At 57.3% G+C, this 15,378-nt stretch carries 19 protein-coding genes; 3 read left to right on the top strand and 16 right to left on the bottom strand.

The features are described from left to right. Positions 1–27: 27 nt before the first annotated feature. Complete coding sequence (locus tag GH784_RS17360; RefSeq protein ID WP_153793618.1) at positions 28–876, bottom strand: alpha/beta fold hydrolase; 849 nt, start codon at positions 874–876, stop codon at positions 28–30. Between the two features lie 40 nt (positions 877–916). After that, a complete protein-coding gene (locus tag GH784_RS17355; protein WP_153793617.1) occupies positions 917–1,741 on the bottom strand; it encodes an oxidoreductase in 825 nt (274 codons plus the stop codon). A gap of 108 nt (positions 1,742–1,849) precedes the next feature. Here GH784_RS17355 and GH784_RS17350 point away from each other — a divergent pair, with 108 nt between their 5' ends. Next, positions 1,850–2,713, top strand: a complete 864-nt coding sequence (locus GH784_RS17350) for a LysR family transcriptional regulator (protein ID WP_065689112.1) — start codon at positions 1,850–1,852, stop codon at positions 2,711–2,713. A gap of 67 nt (positions 2,714–2,780) precedes the next feature. On the opposite strand, the gene GH784_RS17345 is transcribed toward GH784_RS17350, so the two are convergent. From GH784_RS17345 to GH784_RS17310, 8 genes are all read right to left on the bottom strand, one after another. Further along, a complete protein-coding gene (locus GH784_RS17345) occupies positions 2,781–3,077 on the bottom strand; it encodes a chorismate mutase (RefSeq protein WP_153793655.1) in 297 nt (98 codons plus the stop codon). 41 nt (positions 3,078–3,118) lie between these two features. Then, positions 3,119–3,703, bottom strand: coding sequence for a DUF308 domain-containing protein (locus tag GH784_RS17340; protein WP_153793615.1), 585 nt, complete (start codon positions 3,701–3,703; stop codon positions 3,119–3,121). A 51-nt stretch (positions 3,704–3,754) separates the two neighbouring features. Beyond that, positions 3,755–4,084, bottom strand: a complete 330-nt coding sequence (locus GH784_RS17335; protein WP_153793614.1) for a hypothetical protein — start codon at positions 4,082–4,084, stop codon at positions 3,755–3,757. 34 nt (positions 4,085–4,118) lie between these two features. Then, the gene (locus tag GH784_RS17330; protein ID WP_013637168.1) at positions 4,119–4,895 is read right to left on the bottom strand and encodes a molybdopterin-binding protein; all 777 of its coding nucleotides are present in this window, start codon (positions 4,893–4,895) and stop codon (positions 4,119–4,121) included. Further along, positions 4,892–5,746: a cytochrome b/b6 domain-containing protein gene (locus GH784_RS17325; RefSeq protein ID WP_111791015.1), complete on the bottom strand. Its 855-nt coding sequence runs from the start codon at positions 5,744–5,746 to the stop codon at positions 4,892–4,894. Before GH784_RS17325 ends, GH784_RS17330 begins: the two co-directional genes overlap by 4 nt. Positions 5,747–5,854: 108 nt before the next feature. Beyond that, positions 5,855–6,481 carry a hypothetical protein gene (locus GH784_RS17320; protein WP_019565595.1) on the bottom strand — a complete coding sequence of 209 codons (627 nt, stop codon included), beginning with the start codon at positions 6,479–6,481 and terminating at the stop codon, positions 5,855–5,857. A gap of 67 nt (positions 6,482–6,548) precedes the next feature. Beyond that, positions 6,549–7,139, bottom strand: coding sequence for a TetR/AcrR family transcriptional regulator (locus GH784_RS17315; RefSeq protein ID WP_112154511.1), 591 nt, complete (start codon positions 7,137–7,139; stop codon positions 6,549–6,551). A 55-nt stretch (positions 7,140–7,194) separates the two neighbouring features. Further along, positions 7,195–8,022, bottom strand: a complete 828-nt coding sequence (locus GH784_RS17310) for an oxidoreductase (protein ID WP_153793613.1) — start codon at positions 8,020–8,022, stop codon at positions 7,195–7,197. 93 nt (positions 8,023–8,115) lie between these two features. On the opposite strand from GH784_RS17310, the gene GH784_RS17305 reads away from it, so the two are divergent. Beyond that, the gene (locus GH784_RS17305; protein ID WP_153793612.1) at positions 8,116–9,027 is read left to right on the top strand and encodes an AraC family transcriptional regulator; all 912 of its coding nucleotides are present in this window, start codon (positions 8,116–8,118) and stop codon (positions 9,025–9,027) included. Positions 9,028–9,078: 51 nt separating this feature from the next. Here GH784_RS17305 and GH784_RS17300 read toward each other — a convergent pair whose 3' ends face one another. The 5 genes from GH784_RS17300 to GH784_RS17280 form a co-directional block, all read right to left on the bottom strand. Next, positions 9,079–9,768, bottom strand: a complete 690-nt coding sequence (locus GH784_RS17300; protein WP_153793611.1) for an aspartate/glutamate racemase family protein — start codon at positions 9,766–9,768, stop codon at positions 9,079–9,081. A gap of 269 nt (positions 9,769–10,037) precedes the next feature. Further along, positions 10,038–10,793: an SDR family oxidoreductase gene (locus tag GH784_RS17295; protein WP_127966517.1), complete on the bottom strand. Its 756-nt coding sequence runs from the start codon at positions 10,791–10,793 to the stop codon at positions 10,038–10,040. Positions 10,794–10,881: 88 nt separating this feature from the next. Further along, positions 10,882–12,300: an MFS transporter gene (locus GH784_RS17290; protein ID WP_153793610.1), complete on the bottom strand. Its 1,419-nt coding sequence runs from the start codon at positions 12,298–12,300 to the stop codon at positions 10,882–10,884. 80 nt (positions 12,301–12,380) lie between these two features. Beyond that, positions 12,381–12,992, bottom strand: coding sequence for a TetR/AcrR family transcriptional regulator (locus GH784_RS17285; RefSeq protein WP_236775935.1), 612 nt, complete (start codon positions 12,990–12,992; stop codon positions 12,381–12,383). Between the two features lie 81 nt (positions 12,993–13,073). Then, on the bottom strand, positions 13,074–13,454 hold the full coding sequence (locus GH784_RS17280) for a winged helix-turn-helix transcriptional regulator (RefSeq protein WP_003519392.1): 381 nt from the start codon (positions 13,452–13,454) through the stop codon (positions 13,074–13,076). A gap of 46 nt (positions 13,455–13,500) precedes the next feature. On the opposite strand from GH784_RS17280, the gene GH784_RS17275 reads away from it, so the two are divergent. Beyond that, the gene (locus tag GH784_RS17275) at positions 13,501–14,310 is read left to right on the top strand and encodes an SDR family NAD(P)-dependent oxidoreductase (protein WP_153793609.1); all 810 of its coding nucleotides are present in this window, start codon (positions 13,501–13,503) and stop codon (positions 14,308–14,310) included. 45 nt (positions 14,311–14,355) lie between these two features. Here the strand turns inward: GH784_RS17275 and GH784_RS17270 are convergent, their stop codons facing one another. After that, entirely contained in the window at positions 14,356–15,342 is a 987-nt protein-coding gene (locus GH784_RS17270; protein ID WP_112651021.1) for an alpha/beta hydrolase, read from the bottom strand. Positions 15,343–15,378 lie beyond the last annotated feature (36 nt).

Raw genomic sequence — 15,378 nt, 5'->3', positions numbered from 1 at the left:
GGGCTCAATGTGCCCGGATCGCAGAGTTCACTTGGCCTTGAGGAAATCGATGAGAGCAGCGGCCACTTCACCCGGGCGCTCGTCCGCCACATAGTGACTACAGCGGGCAATCGAGCCGCCCGTAACATCTGTGGCGAACTCATTGAGCATCGGGACCATATGAGCACCGAAACGCTGCTCCCCGCCGAGACCTAAAACCGGAATCCGGAGCGGTCGCTTCTTGTATTCCAGCGCGGCCGCATGGTCGGCGGTCAGTGTGCGGTACCATTCCATGCCACCGCGCGTGCGGCCAGGGAGGGCCATTGCTTTCGCGTAGATCTCGATGTCTTCTGGATTGAAGGTGCTGTGATCGTAAAACCGCTCCGCCATGAAGGCCGAAACATAATCATATTCGCGGCCATAAATCAGGCGTTCCGGCAGATCTCGATGAGCATGGAACGCGAAGTGCCAGATCTTTGCCGTCGTCGCCTCCCACTGGCTCCAGCCAGGAAGCGGAACATCGAGGACAGCAAGGTGAGTAACCGAATCTCGATAGATAGCGGCCTGCGGCAATGCGACCATTCCGCCAATGTCATGGCCACACACGGCATAGCGATTATGCCCAAGGGCGAGCATTACTTCGTGCGCGTCGCGCGCCATCGTCGCCTTGTCATAGCCGTCAAGCGGGCAGTCGGAAAAACCCGCACCGCGCAGATCTATCGCCACCACGCTAAAATGTTCGACCAGCAGCGGCATGACGTGGTGCCATTCCCACCAGGTTTCCGGCCAACCGTGAAGCAGGAGGATCGGCGGGCCGGAGCCTCCCGTTACGGCATTGATCTTGATGCCATTGACCGGCACCAGCTGCTGGGCAAACCCTTCCAATGTTGGGATCATAACTCTTTCCCGTCGATGTTGATGTTAAAGAACGATCAGCTCAGGGCTGATCGAAATCGGTCGCGATCGAGATGTCGCGCCAGGTTTCGACATCACGGCGAAACGAAGCCAACTTCCGCTCAGCGATCGAATGCGCTACCGGGCCGAGCGGCAGATGAAGCGGAGCCTCATCCGCATCGACCGCCTTCAGGATCGCTGCAACCGCCTTGTCGGGATCGCCTGCCTGGTTGCCGTTATTGGTTTCGCGATAATGCCTGCGCGAACTTGCGGCGTATTCCGGCATCTCTTTGGCCGCCATCGTGATCGAACGTCCAAGGAAGTCGGTCCGAAATGGCCCAGGCTCGACGATCAGCACTCGGATGCCGAACGGCTTCAGCTCGCCGGAGAGTGCTTCGGAAACCCCTTCAACCGCAAACTTGGCTGCATTGTAATATGCTGCGCCGCCACTGCCCGCGATCCCTGCGCCAGAAGACATGTTGACGATCACTCCGCCCGAACGTCGCAGTGCAGGCAAGGCTGCCCTGGTGGTTTCGATAAGACCGAAAACGTTCACCTCGAACATCGGTCGATATTCTTCGGGCGTGCCCTCCTCGAGCGCCCCAAACAGTCCGTAGCCGGCATTGTTCACCAGCACGTCAAAACCCCCAAATGTCTCGACGGCCTTTGCGACCGCGGTATTGGCCGCCGTCGCATCTGTCACGTCGAGCGGCAAGGTGATCATTCGGCCGTCGAATGGCCGAGCCATTTCTTCGATCGAGTTGACGTTTCGGGCAGTAGCGATAACCTGATCGCCCCGCTGTGCTGCAGCGATCGCGAGCCGTTGTCCAAAGCCGCTCGAGCAGCCTGTGATGAACCAAGTTCTCATGACGTTTCTCCGCTTGTTTTCGAAATATGACTTGAATCTATATGTTTAGATTTGTACTTGAAGTGACAGTTTTGTATTTTCAATGTTCATTTTTGTAAGGGCTTGGCCGTGGAATGGAGTGACGTAAAAATCTTCCTTGCGATTGCGCGATCCGGAACGCTCGGCAGCGCTGCACGTGCTCTTCATACAAGCCATCCCACCGTCGGCAGACGGCTGCGTGCCCTTGAGGAGGCGATCGGCCACACGCTCTTCCAGCGGACCGCGGACGGTCTCGTGCTGACCGAGGAGGGCCATGGGATCATCGCCCTGGCCGAGCAGATGGAAGAAGGCGCGCTTGCCATGGAGCGCCGGCTCGCCGGGCAGGAGCAAAATCTCAAAGGCAATCTGCGCATCTCATCAGCAGACTGGTTCGGGGCTTATGTGCTGCCTCCCATTTTGGCAGATTTCTCGAAAGCCTACCCCAATGTAGACGTCGAAATCCTGACCGGCACTCGCCTGTTCAACCTCGCCCAAAGAGAGGCCGACGTCGCCTTTCGCATCGTTCCGTTCGACACTGCAGATGTCATTCAACGGCGGCTCTTCAGGCTCGAATACGACGTCTACATCGCCGAGGAGTCGCCTGACCCTAAATATGGCGACGGGACAGGTTTCCGGCTGATCACCCACGATACTTCGACAGGGCAATTCCCCGACATAGCCTGGCTCACCGAGAGTTTCCCGAACGCGAGACCCGTGCTGCGATCAAACAACCGAAACGTCCAGGCACGAATGTGCAAGCAGGGCGTTGGGATCGCCGTCCTGCCCCGCGTCGTGGGCAATCAGATCCCGGGTATCCGCAGACTGGAACTACCTAAGCCCCCGCCGGCGCGAGACATCTGGATGGGATATCACCGGGACCTGCGACGTCTTCAGCGTCTTCGGGCGTTTATCGCGACCGTCTCGGACCACCTCACAAATACCGCTGCATGGTAAGCCGCCCGAAGAAGATCGATTTTCCCCGCCGATCCACGGTTGCGGTAGCACAGGCGCGACAGACAACTTACTTCTTGGCCGCAATCTCCCTATGCCGCTCCACCACAGCACCCACGATCATTGTCATCAGCCCTTCGACAAAGTGCCCACTGAGGCCAACATCATTAGCGATGCTCATCAGTCGATCCAATTGGCGTCGCTCTCGCTCATTGTCGATTGCCGGCAACTCCTGCTTAGCTTTCAAGTGGCCGACTTGCTCGGTACAGCGAAAGCGTTCGGCCAGGATATAGAGGAGAGCTGAATCCAGGTTGTCGATGGTCCTCCGATAGGAAGCAAGTTGCCCTGCCGCATCATCTGTCATCATTTGAATATCTTCCAAGCGGTTTCATTGGCGCGAGGTAGCGCTTACGAGATGGGTTGCGTACTGCGGCGCGACAGGGCGATCGACAGCCAAATTGCCGAAACCAGAAAGTAGAATGCCCCGACGGCAGCGTAGCCCGCAACCGTTGAGATAGAAGGTTCCTGCGGCATTTGCGCTTGAAAGATGAAGAGTGCGCCGACCAAAGAGGATTGGCCACCGCTCAAAATCATCGCCCACTGACCTCCACTCGTTCTCCAACGCCGCACGGCAGTTCCAAGCTGCAACAGCCCCGAAAAAATCGCCCATAGACCGAAAGCGCCGAGAACCCAGTTCATGTTCATTGTCAACGCCAGGATCACGGCTATCGTCATAACCGAGCTCGCTGCGACGTTGATCGCTTGGCTCCGGTTGGCGGCAAGACCACCGCTCCTTGCGGCATCGATAACGTTCGCGATTGCATCCCAAGCGGGATAGATGGTCAGCAGTGCGGCAGCCACCGCAAAGGAATGCCGTCCGGCAGTCAACGCAGCCGCGACCCACAGCACTGAGAAGGCCGCTCTGGTAAAGTAATATTGCTTGAGCCACTGGTCGTTGCCGCGCGGGGCACGGGAGGTCTGGTTGTTCGACATTGTTTTCTTTCACTTTGTGAACTGGTTGATTGATGGTTCGCGCTAGCGTCGTCAGATGAAGACGACATGCTTGCCGAAGAGGGTGTTCTCGTCCCATTCAGTACGGCCGATCCGATGGCCTTCGCCGGAGAGTTTCCCGGCTGACCTCTCGGAACTATCGAGGTCATGCGAGCCGCGTTGAGAGGAAACCTTTGCCCCGCCGCCGTGGGAACCCTTGATGCGCATACTTTTCTCGAAGGCATCGCTGATCGCCTCTTGGCGCCTCGCCGCCCATCGGCTGTCAGGGTCCGAAAGGATCGAACTGGTTTGGTTGATTTCGACCTGTCGTGAAGGTGCAATTGCTGAAATCGGCATCACTTTCTGGACTTTGCGTCGGCTCATGGATTGTTTTCCTGTGGTTCGCCATTTGTTGGCCTTAGATGCCGGCGTACCATTCGTAGCCGCGATCTTCCCAATAGCCGCCGTTCCCGCCCCACAGGCCGGCGAAGCTGTCGACCAGTTCGATGCGCATGATGTACTTGGCCTGTTTGTACCCCAGTTGCCGCTCGACCCTGAGACGCAAGGGCGCCCCGTGACCGACGCTAAGGTCCTCGCCGTTCATCTCGTAGGCGAGGATGGTTTGCGGATGAACCGCGTCGATGAGATCGATGCTCTCGTAATAGCGGCCGCTTCCGTCGAGCGTCTTTTCGAGCTCGTCGGCACAATGCAGGACGACATATCGCGCCGTCGGCTTGACGCCGGTAAGGCGCAACAGATGGGCGAGCGGAACGCCTCTCCACTTGGCGATGGCGCTCCAGCCTTCGACGCAGTCATGGCGGGTGATCTGGGTGCGGGAAGGAAGCGCCTTCAGATCTATGAGCGAAATCTCTCGAGGCCGATCAACAAGACCGTCGATCTTCAGTCGCCAGTTTGTGAAGTGACCTTCCAACAGTTCCGCATATTCATCGCTGTCGGGAGCACTCGTTCCATTGACACGGAAGGAGGGGGAAATGTCCTTTTCGTCAAACTCGCGCGCCAGTGAATCGCGCCCCTGAAGCAGTCTCTGGGCTTTCATGGTCAGATGCTCAGCTGAGCGAAGGACGTTTGCGACGTCTGCGTTCTGGTCCAAGAGGTCGCAACCCGAGAGAGTAAGGGCGCTGGCCCCGAGCGTGCCGCCGATGAGAAAGCGGCGTCGGGTGAAAAGCTTGCTCATGATTTCTGGCCTTTCTCCTGGATCGCATAGCGTCCGGTGATCATCGAGCGGATGTTGTTCCAAGTCCCGGAAAGGACCACCATTGCCACGTGCACGATGACGAAGATGACAAGCGCCGACGCTGTGATGAAATGGATCGTGCGCGCGGACTGGCGTCCGCCGAAAATATCGACAAGGGACGGCAGAGCGGCATCGACGCCCGGCGACATTGTCAAACCTGTCAGCACCATCAGCGGCAGCAGAACGACAATGACCGCCAGATAGGTGAGCTTTTGAAGCGCGTTGTAGTGTTTGGCCTCCTCCCCTTCCGGAAAGCGGAGCCGAGCGTGGTCGAGGATTTCGCGGCCGAGGTGGCGCGGCGAGATCTCATGGGGCTTTGGCGCGAGATCTTTGCGGAAATGTCCGCTCAGCACGCTGAAGCAGAGATAGACAATGCCGTTGATCACAAACAGCCAGGCGAAGAAGAAATGCCAGCGACGTCCGGCCGCAAGATCCTGGAATGAAGGGATGGTTGCCCAGGAGGGAAAAGCGCGTGAGACTTGTTCGCCGTCAGCCTGAGAAACGCCAAGCACGCCCGTCGTGGGGATCTCCAGCCCGGCAATACGAACGAAACCGCGCGGCTGACCACCGCCATCATCTGAGCCGATTGTCAGGATGGCGGGATCGCCGTTCGCGCCATAATGACCCCAATAAAGCTCCGGGTGGGCATTGAAGATCTGAAGCCCGCTCAAAAGAAGGAAGCCCAGGCAAAGCACGTTCAGCCAGTGCGTAAGCCGAGTCACAACGGAGTGGCGGCGGATAAAGATCGTCCGAGGGTATTGAACATTGTCATTGGAAGCGTCTGCGCTCATCTCAGCGTCTTTCATCTGTGCATTAGCGGCTGCACACCAAGCAGCGTCGATCTGTAGTCACGGGCCGAAGCAGTAAGGCGGCTGCTCCGGCCAGTGACGGCTTGGTCTTCACATGGGTGGAACCACGCCATTCTTGCCGACGACCACCTGATGGGCGATGGGGCCTGTTGCAGTCTTTTCGGCGGTGATGAAGACAACGGCGCCAGGAACGAGATCATCCTTGGTGGCCGCGGCGATGGTCACGACCGGTGTCCCATCCGGAATGGCGATCTTCTTTTCCTTGCCATGATAGGTCACGGTGACAGTCCGGCCATCGACGCCTTTAACGGCATCCGCGACCGTCGCATTGGTCATGCTGCTGTCGGGCTTCAGATCCCAACCGTAGCTCCCCTCGCCTGTGCCTTTCATTGCCGGCGGAAAAATGAGGACCTCAAGCGCACCATCGCCGCCGTCGGCCTTTGGCAATGATGCGATACCCACAAAATCGCCCGGCTTGATGTCGGTGACCTTTGCGTTGGCAACGCTGGCGACTTTCCAGTCGTTGGCAAGGGCGACGTCGACGGTCTCGCCTTCGCGGGTCTTCACCTTGAGCGTTGACGCCTGGTAGTCGACGATGCTGCCGCGGACATGGATCGGCGCGGCTTTCTTATCTTCGGCAGACGCGGGTGCCGAAAGGACAGTTACAGAAAGGATGCTGGTCAGCCCGAGGGCCAAGGCTGGGAAAGTATTTCTCATTTTTATCTTCCTACTAGTTGGTAGTTTCGATGGACGCGATTGACCCGAGTAGCCTTGCCACGCAGGATTAGTGAGAAACCGTCGGCGTGAGACGATTGAGGGCAGGTTCGAGTATCATTGAGAACACTTCCGGCTTCCCATTGGCTCTCGCCGAAAGCATTGCCCCGTAGACGGTTGCCAGAAATGTTTCGGCTTCGACATGCGGCAGACTGGTAAGGGTCAGTTCGCCCTGCTTGGAACCTCGCTCCATGACCGATGCCAGCCACGAGGAGATGAAGCGAAAAAAGTTCGTCACCTCGGTTGCGACTTCCGTGGGGAGGGATGGCAGTTCACTGGCAAGCATAGCACAGACACAGTAGGGTCTGCTGGCATCCTCAATGCATGCAGCCCAGTGGTTTGCATAAGCCTTGAGGATGTCCAGAGCATTCGGAACCTTCTGCTCAAGGACTGCCACGCTTGCCTGGCCATCCTCCCGATAACGCTTGACCAGCTCACGCACCAGATCGACCTTGCTGGGAAAATGATGATGAATGCTTGCTTTGCGGATACCGACAATCTCCGAGATATCGGCGTAGCTGAAGCCATTGTAGCCGCCGCTTATCAGAAGGTGTCGGGTGGACGCCAGAATGTCGTCCGAGGTGGTCGAAAGATTGCTCATGCAGCCTGTCTACCTTCTAGTAGGCAGATCGTCAACAGCAAATTTTGGGTTTGCGTTAGCCGTCCGTGGAGACAGTCACGCCCTTCCAAGCTCCGATTTCCTGGGTCAGGCGTTCGATCCGCGCCGTTACATGTTTAAGCGCATCGCTGCCAAGGAGAAGTTGCGGCGGGGGATTGTCAGATTCGATGAGGGTCAGCACCGCGTCGGCGAGCTTTTGCGGATTTCCGAGCTGCTTGCCGCTCACTGCCTGACGCGCCTCGCGGATCGGATCAAACAGGGTATCATAGTCAGCAATGGAACGCTCTGTACGGACCATGGAACGGCCTGCCCAGTCCGTCCGAAACGAGCCGGGGCAAAGGGTTGTTACGTGCACACCGAACGGCGCCATTTCCGACCGCATGACCTCTGAAATACCCTGCAACGCGAACTTGCTGCCGCAGTAATAGGCGATGCCGGGCATGGTGATCATGCCGCCCATCGACGTGACGTTGACGATAAAGCCGCTTCGGCGCTCACGGAACCTTGGGAGAAACGCCTTGGCGACTGCAACGGCGCCAAACACGTTCACGTCGAACTGGCGGCGCATCTCCTCGATCGGCGATTCCTCAAGCACACCCTCGTGCCCGTATCCCGCGTTGTTGATCAGCACATCGACCGGACCGTGTTCGCCCTCCGCTTGCTGAACGACGTCAGGGATGCGAACGAATTCGGTGACGTCGCAGAGGACCGGGCGCAGTTCCGGGAGGGTCTTTGCCAGCGCTTCGCGCGAGGCTTCGGAGCGGACGGTCCCGATGACGGTGTGACCGGCTTCGATTGCGGCAGTGGCGATCGCCAATCCAAAGCCCGAGTTCGCCCCTGTTATGAAAAACGTTTTGCTCGACATTTCTGAAACTCCTTGATTACCCGTTGATGTGACAGATAATCTGGAGACAACGCGGGTTCGATTGCGAATCCTCTTAGAGTTTTGCCAATTCCTATGAACTGTAAAATGCCGCCCTCTACACATGACCAGTGTGCCGCCTTGGCCGGACAACTCGCTCCTCGTCTTGGCTACAACCAGACCGGGCTCGGTTGTATTCGTATCCTACGCACGGAAGCAGTGCTGAATGACATTCCGGTTCTTTATAAGCCGGGTGCCGTGTTCGTATTGCAGGGGAGCAAACACGGCATTCTGGACGGGGAAATCTACCTCTACGACGAAGACCACTATCTTGCCGTTTCGGTGCCCGTCCCCTTCCGGATGACATCTACAGCCAGTGCACGGCGGCCACTGCTCGCGGTCTATTTAGAGTTCGATATGCAGATGGCGGCCGAGATCGCCACGCAGCTCGAAAATCTCGCCGGTCCTGCAAGCGTCAAGCCAAAAGGGCTCTTCTCGAGCAGGATGGATAGCAGTATCGAAGACGTCCTGCTGCGCTTGCTGACGGTGCTTGGCAGTCCGGTTGAGGTCGCCGTCCTTGGCGGCTCCATCCTGCGTGAGTTGCATTACCGGGTCATGTCAGGGCCGCAAGGCGGCGCAGTGATCGCCGCCCTGCAGCGGAAAGGGACGTCGGGAAAACTGGTCGAGAGCCTGGCATGGCTGCGCAAAAACTACGGCTCTGAAATCACCGTCGCGGACCTGGCCAGAGGGGTGGGCATGAGCGTTCCTTCCTACCATGTCCATTTCAAGGAGCTGACAGGCTCAAGTCCCATGCAATATGTGAAGGCGATGCGGCTCCATGAAGCGAGACTGATGATCGCCCGCCAGACTGGAACAATTGCAGAGGTGGCGGCGTCAGTGGGCTATGTCAGCCCGGCGCAATTCAGCCGTGATTTCAAACGGCATTTCGGGCGTACCGCATCGGAAGAAGCGAAGTGGGTCCGGCATCACCTGGGCGAACAGGTTTGACCATTGCCCCTCATCGTTCTCACAATCGATCGACCGTCAGAACACAACATGTCATTGTAAAGCAGCTTGAAGGGCGGCTTTGCAATGAATGAGGGTCGTGTCGAAGACGGGAACGTCTACGTTATCCTCGTTCAACAGCATACCCACCTCGGTACAGCCGAGGATAAGACAGTCGCAGCCTTTGTCGACCAGACGCTGCGCAATCCGTTCATAGGTCAAGCGGCTCTCCTCGCGAACGATGTCGCGGCACAGCTCTCCATAGATAATACGATGGGTTTCAGCTCGATCATCAGCTTCAGGGATCGTTGGCGACAGCCCCTGAGCGATGAGGCGGTCGGTGTAGAAGGTCTGCTCCATGGTGAAGGCCGTTGCCATCAAACCCGGTCTCCGGAAACCGCGGTCGACGATAGCGGTTGCAGTTGCGTCCGCGATGTGCACAAACGGGATCGACACCCCGCCCACGATCTTGTCCGCCACCTTGTGCATGGTGTTTGTCGCCAGGATGAGGAGGTCGGCACCTCCGCGCTGCAGCGCGATAGCGTGTTCATTGAGGATTCGGCCCGCGGCGTCCCAGTCAGAGGATGCCTGCAACTTCTCGATTTCGTCGAAGTCGACAGACCGTATGAGAAGCTCGGGAGAATGAAGTCCTCCCAGGCTCTCGCGGGTAAGCCTGCAGAGTTCTCGGTAATAAATCTGGGTTGACGTCGCGGACATTCCGCCAAGTATGCCGATGGTCTTCAAAAGTTTCTCCATGTTCATACGTTAGGTCTGTTACCGCGCAACGGGCGCTTGCGCAGAAACCAGGCCACCCATATTTGCTACCTTGGTACGATTGCAACTCAGGAAAACCACCACCAACGGAGTGGAGAAATTCCTGGATGATGGCCGCCGCCCGCTTCGCCAAATTTACGCGCACAGTGCAGCGGAGGGAACTCCGCAGCCCATGCGCGCCCAAATTCCCCGTTATCACCTGCAGGACAGAGCGGCGAGGCACCGCCTCGTATCAATGCTCAGGCACTGATGCCACCATCGACGAGAATGCCTGAGCCGGTGATGTACGCTGCACCGGGGCCCGCAAGAAAGGCGACCGCCTCAGCGACTTCTCTGGTTTTACCATATCGAGCAATCGACAGGTTTGGCAGAATGGCGGCTGCAAGCGCGCCATCGGCAGGGTTCATGTCAGTATCAATCGGACCTGGTCGAACCAGATTGACGGTAATTTCCCGAGAGCCCAGCTCACGTGCGAGACCGCGCGTGAAGCTTTCCAGCGCAGACTTGGTCGCGGCGTAGACCGCGATCCCCGCGAACGGGACAGCCAGACCCGCATTGCTGCCGGTACTGATGATGCGACCTCCGTTGGGGATGTATTTCAGCGCTGCCTGGGTGATCAGAAAGACGCCGCGAACATTGACGTTCAGCTGAAGATCAATCTCCTCAAGTGGCTGCGTGGAGAAATCACTTGCGAAAAGGACACCGGCATTATTGACCAGAATATCAAGGCCGCCGAGCTCAGCGACAGTTTGTTCGACAGTAGCCATCGCGGCTGCTATGTTCGCGGCATCGGCATGGATGGCGATCGCATTTCGACCCATGGCGCGGATCTTGGCAACGAGAGCTTCCGCTTTCTCGACCGACTTCTCATAGGTGATCGCAACGTCGGCACCATCCTCGGCCAGTTTTAGCGCAATTGCCGCACCGATACCGCGTGCCGCACCGGTGACCAGAGCGCGCTTGCCGGAAAGAGGTAGTGTGGAGATGTTGTTCATGGAGAGTACCTCTGAATGTCTCTGTTTTGCTCGGGAGTTTCACGCCGTTTCCGCGCGATCGGCTGATGATGCGCTGCTATGGGGCCGCTCATCGACGCAACGGTTGTGTCGATGTCAGGCTGACGGAAAGCCATCCCGCGACGAGAAGACAAATGGCAATTGCAACGGCTGCAACGCTGTATGCTCGGCCAATGGATTGAACGTCTGTGGCCGACCCCAGGATCGAGAAGAACAATCCGCCAACGATTGCGGCTGCCAACGCACCGCCAATCTGAAACATCGAATTGACCAGACCAGAGGCCAATCCTGACTGCGTCCGGTCCACCCTTTGCACGATGCTCTTCACCAGGTTTGGAAGGGCGATCCCCTGCCCCGCACCGATAAGAAAAAGCGCAGCAAAGAGGAATTGCGGAAGGCCATTCGAAATCAAGGCCGCCGTTCCAAACAACCCTGCAGCTTGCAGCACCATGCCGGCGCCTGCGGAAAATCTTCCGAAGACGCGGAGGATGCGCTCACTTGCAAAAGGACCAAGGACGAAGCCGACGGCCGCAGGAAGGATCGCCAGCCCGGCCTCGAAAGGGGTCAGACCAAGGCCACCCTGCTGATAGACCGAGAATATCAGCCAGAAGGCCGCAAGCGAGTAGAAGAACAATGCAGCCAGTAGCCCGCGCATTAGTCCACGGTTTTGCAGCAGGCTAGGTGCAAGAATCGGATCTCTCCCCGTCGACTCCAGGTGTTTCTCATGCCGCCAGAACAGGAGGAAAAACGGGAGGGACATGGCAAGCATCAGGATTAGCCAGGTCGGCCACCCCTGCTCCCGCCCCTCGATCAGCGGCGCAATCAGCGCAGATAGCGCAATCGCGATCAACAATGCTCCGCCAAGATCCAGTTTGCTTGGGCGCTCAGATCGGGTTTCCCGCAACATGATGAAGGCCGACGGCGCAGCGACCGCGATAACCGGCAGGTTGATGAGGAAGATGGCTCTCCATCCAAGTCCAAGGATATCAAGCGCAATCAACGCACCACCGAGAAACAGACCAACCATCGATGCCACCCCGAATGTCAGGGCATAAAAGCTGAGGGCTTTTGATTTTTCGTGGTCTGGGAAAATCGCATTGATGGAAGCCAAGGCTTGCGGTGCCATGATTGCCGCTGCAAATCCCTGAAGGATACGGCCGGCGACCAACGCGGCTGGAGACCAGGCAAACCCGCATAAGGCAGATGCGGCTGCAAACCCGACCATTCCAGCCAGAAAGACATTTCGTCGACCATAGAGATCTCCAAGCCTGCCCCCAGTGATCAGCATCACAGCATAGGTGGTGGCGTAACCGGAGATAATCAGCTGCATCGTTGACGCAGAGGCCCTGAAATCCTCCCGGATCGAGGGCAGCGCCACATTGACGATGAAGAAGTCGAGCGGTGGCAAAAAGGCGCCGGTCAAAAGGATAACCAGTGCCATCCATCGACGTGGATCGAGTTTGTCATCGGGATTGCTGGTGTCTCTCATAAGTGTCTCCACATCGACCAAAAAATCGATCGACGGTTTGCAATGTTAAGTATTTGGAACTATTTGGTTCCAAATTTGGTTCAGCCAAGTGCCTTCAGTGCCAGTTCGACCATGGCCCTAGTCTCAGCGCGATCCGCTCCTGCCTTGGCGAGGACCCGCATGCCCTGAATCTGACACACGAGGAACCTGGCGAGCGTTCGTTCATCCAGCCCTGGATCGATTTCGCCCAAGGCCTGGGCCCTTATGATCGCCGCCGCATAAAGATCTTGCAACCGTCTGAACAGCCGGGAAATACGTGGTGCGACCTCTTTATCCTCTGGCAGCATTTCGACAGCTGCAAAGACGACAAAGCATCCACGCAGACCTTCCGTTCCCGATGCTTGATCCACTTGTTGAGAAAAAGCGTCTCGAATTGCGGCTTTGGGCGACGGATTGGAATGCAGCGTTTCACCGACCGAGCGAACGGCGTCCTCGATGTATGCGTCGAGGGCACGCAGATAGACGCCTCGCTTGTCGACGAAAGCCTTATAAAAGCTGCCCCTGGAAAGCTCCATGCCCTCAAGCAGGTCGGGAAGTGATGCATCGTGATATCCACGATCCCAAAATACCTGCATTGCTTTTCGAACTGCTTCATCGAGTTCAAATTCTCGAGGGCGACCAACGGACGCGGATATTTGAGTGCGCTTGACCATGGAGTCAATATGGAACCATTCAGTCCATAATACAAGCGATATTTTCGGAATGTTGCGCCAAGCGTTCGGCACCCAAGTTAGTTATAGACGCCGATCGACGGGATAATCCCGAGAGAATTCCCTGACCGCCATCAAAATCGGCATAAGCCCGTGGCCTGCTGAACTCAGCGAGTATTCGACTCGAGGTGGCTGCTCTTGAAAGTCGTGTCGGCTTATGAGGCCGTCATTTTCCAGTTCCCTGAGATGTTGCGTTAGCATCTTCTGGGATATCCCGGGTATGTCTCTCATGAACTGCGATGCCCGCAATGATGGTTCGGCGAACAATCGGAAAAGGATCGGCAGTTTCCAACGTCCTGTGATCATCCGAAGCACCCTACTGACATGAGAGACAGATCCGTCGGCTCCGAGGCATGTCGCCCTGTCCTCGACAGGCACTTTAAAGTGCGTAATTGCCTGTTTCATCAACGAACCTCATATCTGCAGGAGACGATAACACGGATGGAATATCATGGACTTACAACTCCAAAACAAGGTTGCACTGGTCACGGGAAGCAGTAAGGGGATTGGCGAGGGCGTGGCCAGAGGCCTCGCAAAGGAAGGGGCAACCGTTCTTGTCCACGGTCGCGACAGAATGAAAACAGAGGAGGTCGCCCATGATATCATATCCTCTGGAGGTCATGCTTTCGCGGTATTTGGCGATCTGACAGTGCCGGATCAGGTTGATCGTCTGGTTCGTGATTCAAAGGCTGCAGCAGGCTCGATCGACATCCTGGTCAACAATGCCGGCGGATCTGCCCCGGCGGAGGATTGGACCTCGACAAGCTCTGAAACGTGGGCCGCTGTCTATGACAGGAACGTGCTCGCATCTGTGAGGATCATCTCGCTCGTTCTGCCCGCAATGAAAGCGTCGCGGTGGGGTCGGATCATAAACATCTCAAGCCTGGCGGCCCTGATGCCGCCTGCAAGTCGACCGGACTACTCTGCCGCCAAAGCAGCCATGATCGCGATGACGGCGTCGCTCGCAAAAGACGTTGCTGCATACGGCATCACCGCAAACACCGTTTCGCCTGGAACGGTGCATAGCATCAGTTTGGATACCGCATTCCGTAAGAAAGCCATTGAGAGGGGGATGTCCATCGACGCCCCCTGGAATGACATAGAGAGAGAAATCCTGCCAATGTTTGCTCAGGTGCCCCTTGGAAGGGTCGGAACCCTCGAGGAGATTGCGGATGCGATTGCGTTTCTCTCGAGCCCCCGTGCCGGCTATATCACAGGAGCAAACCTCCGACTTGACGGAGGAATGTGGCCAGGGATGTAGCAGGACAACAGAGGGGCGGCGCCAAACCTGTGTGGGTTTCCGGCCTTAGTTCCAGTTTGCCATGACGAACCGGTGGATCTCCGCTTCGAGTTCCTGGTCTTCCGGTGTCCCACCCATGAAGCCACCATGGGGCATGGCTTCAAAGACGTGCAATTCTGTTTCCACGCCAGCTTTTCGCAAGGCTCGATGCATCCTCACCGTGTTCGATAGGAACAGGTCACGCGTGCCGGTCTGCAAAAATGTCGGCGGAAGGCCCGCCAAATCGCCGAAGAGCGGCGATAAATAGGGATTGGAAAGATCAGCACCACCAGCGTAGAGCAGGTTGTTTGATCTGAGCGGGCGCGGCAGAACGAGATCAATTATCTGGTTTGTTTGGAAACTGTCGCCCGATTCGGTGAGGTCAACCTGTGGCGAGAGCAAGACTAATCTGCCGGGCATTGGCATGCCTTCATCTTTCGCCCGCAGCAGCATGGCGGTCGCCAGATTGCCGCCTGCCGATCGACCCAAGATGACCACCTTGTCGGGGGAATGACCAGTCAAGACATGGCGATACGTGGCCAAGCAGTCATCAAGAGCGGCCGGATATGGATGCTCAGGCGGCATCCGGTAATCGACGCCATAGCATCGAACGACATGCTGGTGCGCCTGGCGACGCGCACTGACGCGGCAGGCCTCACCGCCTCCAAACACCAATGCGCCACCATGCAGGTCGATCAGTGCGCCACGAGCATCAAATTGCCCGTGCGGCGTCGCGACATGGATCGTTGCTTGTTCGACTACGATTGTCTCGACTGTGGACTGCAAACTCCCGGCAAGATCTTTTGCCGCGGCGGCGTAATGCGCATCTACTGCGGCTTTTATATTCATCCAGCCGGAAAAGTCCTCCGGAGAGGGCATTTCATACTGCGCATTGATGGGACTGCCGTCCTTGTCGACCAGACGCGACAGTGACGCTTGCGCTTCGACGCTAATGGACTGTGGGGGGTGAATTGTCCGTGAGGGGATGGCTGCGCTGCGTGTGAAATCGCTCATTTCTTGCTCTGTCATTGGTCGAATATCGACATGTCT

This window comes from Agrobacterium tumefaciens (genome assembly GCF_009649785.1).
Lineage (GTDB): Bacteria > Pseudomonadota > Alphaproteobacteria > Rhizobiales > Rhizobiaceae > Agrobacterium > Agrobacterium tumefaciens.
Note: the sequence above shows the minus strand (reverse complement) of the source record. Positions and strands in the feature narration are given on the sequence as shown.

What these genes read in the sequence shown, in the direction of transcription:
- GH784_RS17360 (WP_153793618.1), bottom strand. Translation starts at nt 876, where the DNA reads ATGATCCCAACATTGGAAGGGTTTGCCCAGCAGCTGGTGCCGGTCAAT.
- GH784_RS17355 (WP_153793617.1), bottom strand. Translation starts at nt 1,741, where the DNA reads ATGAGAACTTGGTTCATCACAGGCTGCTCGAGCGGCTTTGGACAACGG.
- GH784_RS17345 (WP_153793655.1), bottom strand. Translation starts at nt 3,077, where the DNA reads ATGATGACAGATGATGCGGCAGGGCAACTTGCTTCCTATCGGAGGACC.
- GH784_RS17340 (WP_153793615.1), bottom strand. Translation starts at nt 3,703, where the DNA reads ATGTCGAACAACCAGACCTCCCGTGCCCCGCGCGGCAACGACCAGTGG.
- GH784_RS17335 (WP_153793614.1), bottom strand. Translation starts at nt 4,084, where the DNA reads ATGAGCCGACGCAAAGTCCAGAAAGTGATGCCGATTTCAGCAATTGCA.
- GH784_RS17330 (WP_013637168.1), bottom strand. Translation starts at nt 4,895, where the DNA reads ATGAGCAAGCTTTTCACCCGACGCCGCTTTCTCATCGGCGGCACGCTC.
- GH784_RS17325 (WP_111791015.1), bottom strand. Translation starts at nt 5,746, where the DNA reads ATGAGCGCAGACGCTTCCAATGACAATGTTCAATACCCTCGGACGATC.
- GH784_RS17320 (WP_019565595.1), bottom strand. Translation starts at nt 6,481, where the DNA reads ATGAGAAATACTTTCCCAGCCTTGGCCCTCGGGCTGACCAGCATCCTT.
- GH784_RS17315 (WP_112154511.1), bottom strand. Translation starts at nt 7,139, where the DNA reads ATGAGCAATCTTTCGACCACCTCGGACGACATTCTGGCGTCCACCCGA.
- GH784_RS17310 (WP_153793613.1), bottom strand. Translation starts at nt 8,022, where the DNA reads ATGTCGAGCAAAACGTTTTTCATAACAGGGGCGAACTCGGGCTTTGGA.
- GH784_RS17305 (WP_153793612.1), top strand. Translation starts at nt 8,116, where the DNA reads ATGAACTGTAAAATGCCGCCCTCTACACATGACCAGTGTGCCGCCTTG.
- GH784_RS17295 (WP_127966517.1), bottom strand. Translation starts at nt 10,793, where the DNA reads ATGAACAACATCTCCACACTACCTCTTTCCGGCAAGCGCGCTCTGGTC.
- GH784_RS17290 (WP_153793610.1), bottom strand. Translation starts at nt 12,300, where the DNA reads ATGAGAGACACCAGCAATCCCGATGACAAACTCGATCCACGTCGATGG.
- GH784_RS17285 (WP_236775935.1), bottom strand. Translation starts at nt 12,992, where the DNA reads ATGGTCAAGCGCACTCAAATATCCGCGTCCGTTGGTCGCCCTCGAGAA.
- GH784_RS17280 (WP_003519392.1), bottom strand. Translation starts at nt 13,454, where the DNA reads ATGAAACAGGCAATTACGCACTTTAAAGTGCCTGTCGAGGACAGGGCG.
- GH784_RS17275 (WP_153793609.1), top strand. Translation starts at nt 13,501, where the DNA reads ATGGACTTACAACTCCAAAACAAGGTTGCACTGGTCACGGGAAGCAGT.
- GH784_RS17270 (WP_112651021.1), bottom strand. Translation starts at nt 15,342, where the DNA reads ATGAGCGATTTCACACGCAGCGCAGCCATCCCCTCACGGACAATTCAC.